Here is a 3282-nt window from a genome sequence, read left to right as displayed (position 1 = left end):
CTTCGTCGCTAGCTCCTCAGGATGACGGCCAAACTTCTTAACCTTGGACAACCGTCACGTTAAATTATAACGGGGCCAGGAAATGATTTAAATCTGGTTTTTGATTCAACCTATATTGATATACGACATAAAAAGCAGTCACATTTTTTAAATAATTTCGTGTTTCCTGCCAAGGCAAAGTTTCTATCCATACGTCAATTTCCTTCGGAGGGTGATTTTTCAACCAATAGACTACTTGTCTGGGGCCTGCATTATATGCTGCTGCTACCAATACTGGATGATTGGAAAATCGTTTTGTCAGCTGTTGCAGGTACGCAATACCAATATTAATGTTTTTATTGGAAAGGAATAGTTGCTGTTGATCATTGTACGGTATTTTACTCATTTTCGAGACAGCGCTGGCTGTTTGAGGCATAACTTGCATTAGTCCTCTGGCTCCAACTGATGATACCACATCCTCTCTAAAGCCACTTTCCTGGCGAATGATGGCGTAGACAAATTCAGCAGGAACGGAGTATTGATTGGCGTACGATTTCACTGTGCTCTTGTAGGCAAGAGGGAAGCGTAGCAGGAGTTGATCATTAAGAAGTTCATTATTGCTTAGGTGGACTGATTTACTGTGCCATCCCAGTTCGCTATCCACCCAATATGCAAGTGCGCTCGCTTCTTCTTTCGGTAATTCACTAATGAAATCATTGAGCAAACGGCTTGCCTCGGTGTTTTGTTTGGCCTTATAGAATGATTTTATTTGATCTATAACGGGTTGATAGGGTTTTAGTGCTGCTAAACTGGTCGTTGTTTTTTCATTTTGAAAGCTTGGGCTTTTACGCAGGCGGATGCTGGCAAGAAAACCATAATATTGCCTGTTTTTTGCTAAAGGTTCGTAAATAGCAATTGCTTCATCATTTTTTCCTTGCGCTTCCAGAGCTCGGGCTAACCAATATTGCCAACACGGTGTATCCTTGTTTTTGGATTGGCTGATGAATTGAGCAACATGCTTCCAGTCATGATTTTTTAAAGCAAAACGAATCTGCCAATCAACTAAAGCATCGTTATAATATTCCGGTTTGACTTTGGCAAACCATTCCAATGAATCCTCATGATTTCTCATGGCTTTATAAAGTGCTATATGAGCTAAAAAAGCCTGTCTTTGTGGTTCGTTTAAAAGTTTATTCGTATTGGCCTGCTTCCATAAGAGCAATGCTTTATCCATATTAATAGAGACCATTTTTTTCAAGCCATAGAGATAAAGTTGGCCATTAGTTGTTCCTGGAGTCAATTTGCTAATATGGGATGGATTTTGGTGCACGTTGGCCAGGGATTGGATTTCTGCATCATGAGGCGTTTTGTATTGCTTCATCAGGTAGCGAGCAAGTTGAACGTTTCTTTTATCAAGAGCCAGATCAATACGTTGAGTAATCAGATTTTGATCGAAATTGTTATGTTTGAGCAACATATCAAATAAGGTATTGCATGCCTGAGGGCGCGACTCTCCGGTCAGCCAGATAGGAGCTGACTCTGCTAACGCTTCTTTGTCTTGTCCCAAATTAAATTTTGCAATTTTATCATAACATACCAGATTCATATCATCTGTAGGTTGATAATAGGCGACGTAATTAGACCAATCCTTGATTCTGGCTAATTCATAAAGCCATTTATTGCGTAATTTATTGGATAGATAGGTTGAACCTTTCACAAACTCCAGAAATTCTGGCGACGGATTGATGGGGATCTGCTGATACCAGCCCATAAAGGTATTAAAACGATCCATATAGGCTTGCCCTGATAAAGAGAAAGAGGGTAGGGTCCAAATCATCCCACACAACAGTACAATAATTTTTTTCATAGTTCCTCTGGTCAGAACAGGCAGTTTGCATTTTGTTCGTTTCAGTCAAAATGGTCAGTGTGCAGAACACTGGAGCGCAAAATCAACTCATTTTGGCCAAAATGATAAAAATGTCAATCATCCTAAAAAACAAATTAGATCACATATTAAATGCTGGCTAATTGTTCGCGCATATTTTTTATGGTTTGTTGATAACTGGGGCTGTTGAATACAGCGGAACCCGCGACAAATTGGTTCGCTCCAGCACGTGCCAGTTCAGCAATGTTCTCTATTGTAACGCCACCATCAATACACAATCCCAGATGAGGGTAGAGTTGATGTATCTGCGTTATTTTATTTATTACTTCCGGGATCAGTTTTTGTCCGCCAAATCCTGGATTAACAGTCATTACTAAAACAAAATCAAGGCGGTGAGCACACCAGGTTAATGCATCAATAGATGTGGCTGGATTAAGTACTAAGCCTGCTTTACAGCCTGAATCCCTGATTAACTGTAAACTTCTATCTAAATGAACTGTTGCGTCAGGATGAATACTGATACGTTTGGCTCGGGCTTTGGCAAAGGCTTCTATCAATGAATCTACTGGTGTGGTCATCAGATGCACGTCTATTGGGAGTTGAGGGAAGCGTTTCATCAGTGCATCGCAGAATGCGGGGCCAAAGGTCAGGTTAGGGACATAATGATTATCCATGACGTCAAAATGAACGTAATCAGCACCTGCGTTCATTACAGCGTCAACCTCATCTCCAAGCTGCGTCATATCGGCAGAAAGCAGGGAGGGCAATATTTGATAACTCATAGCATGAATGTTATTGAATACACTATTTGCATATCATATGCTGTCTGCGAACAACATTCCAGATAAAGGTTTGTTTCTTATCTGTTTCTTAAGAGTTAAGAGTCTTTACCAAAACAAAATTTGTTCATATATTAATCTATCTATTGAGTGTTTGTTCACTTTATGGCATAATATTATGATGATTTCTACCTTGTAATATGAAAAATTACCCACATATAGTTGAAATTATTGTGACCCAACTCATGTTTTATGGAGTGTTTTATGAGTCAAAATTGGCCTACCAGAGACAGTGATTTACAAACTGCCCGAGTTATTATGGAAGAGTATGCAAATGATCGTGAGAGTGATTCATTAGGACTTTTTGAAATTGTAGTAGATCAAGCTGAAAAGAGAATGAATTTTCGTTTATCAGGTTGGGTAGTCATTTTAGCCAAGCATTTTTCTTCAATGTATGGTGCCAGCCAAGGCGATTTTGTGACTCGTCAAGTAATAAGTCGATGTATCGTTCAAGGCGAGACGTTACATTAAACTTAGAAACTATATTCATGGGGCTATCGCCCCTGGTTTATTCTCTATTCGCGTTATAAACAGGGTAATAGGATATAAAAACTAAGTTTTTCTTGGATATTCTTTATC

At 39.3% G+C, this 3282-nt stretch carries 3 protein-coding genes; 1 reads left to right on the top strand and 2 read right to left on the bottom strand.

All coding sequences use genetic code 11. The features are described 5' to 3' along the window. Positions 1-64: 64 nt before the first annotated feature. Positions 65-1846: a transglycosylase SLT domain-containing protein gene (locus Q0495_RS11765; RefSeq protein WP_298626535.1), complete on the bottom strand. Its 1782-nt coding sequence runs from the start codon at positions 1844-1846 to the stop codon at positions 65-67. A gap of 146 nt (positions 1847-1992) precedes the next feature. After that, positions 1993-2646, bottom strand: a complete 654-nt coding sequence (rpe, locus tag Q0495_RS11760; protein WP_298626532.1) for a ribulose-phosphate 3-epimerase — start codon at positions 2644-2646, stop codon at positions 1993-1995. 261 nt (positions 2647-2907) lie between these two features. On the opposite strand from rpe, the gene Q0495_RS11755 reads away from it, so the two are divergent. Then, entirely contained in the window at positions 2908-3174 is a 267-nt protein-coding gene (locus tag Q0495_RS11755; RefSeq protein ID WP_298626531.1) for a hypothetical protein, read from the top strand. The last annotated feature ends 108 nt before the right edge of the window (positions 3175-3282 follow it).

Origin of the sequence: uncultured Legionella sp. (assembly GCF_937871865.1) — a bacterium.
In the GTDB taxonomy this organism is placed as follows: Bacteria; Pseudomonadota; Gammaproteobacteria; order Legionellales; family Legionellaceae; genus Legionella.
This window is presented reverse-complemented; position numbering and strand designations above follow the sequence as displayed.

Bases quoted from the DNA above. Each gene is read 5' to 3' on its own strand.
- Q0495_RS11765 (WP_298626535.1), bottom strand. From the start codon at position 1,846: ATGAAAAAAATTATTGTACTGTTGTGTGGGATGATTTGGACCCTACCC.
- rpe (WP_298626532.1), bottom strand. From the start codon at position 2,646: ATGAGTTATCAAATATTGCCCTCCCTGCTTTCTGCCGATATGACGCAG.
- Q0495_RS11755 (WP_298626531.1), top strand. From the start codon at position 2,908: ATGAGTCAAAATTGGCCTACCAGAGACAGTGATTTACAAACTGCCCGA.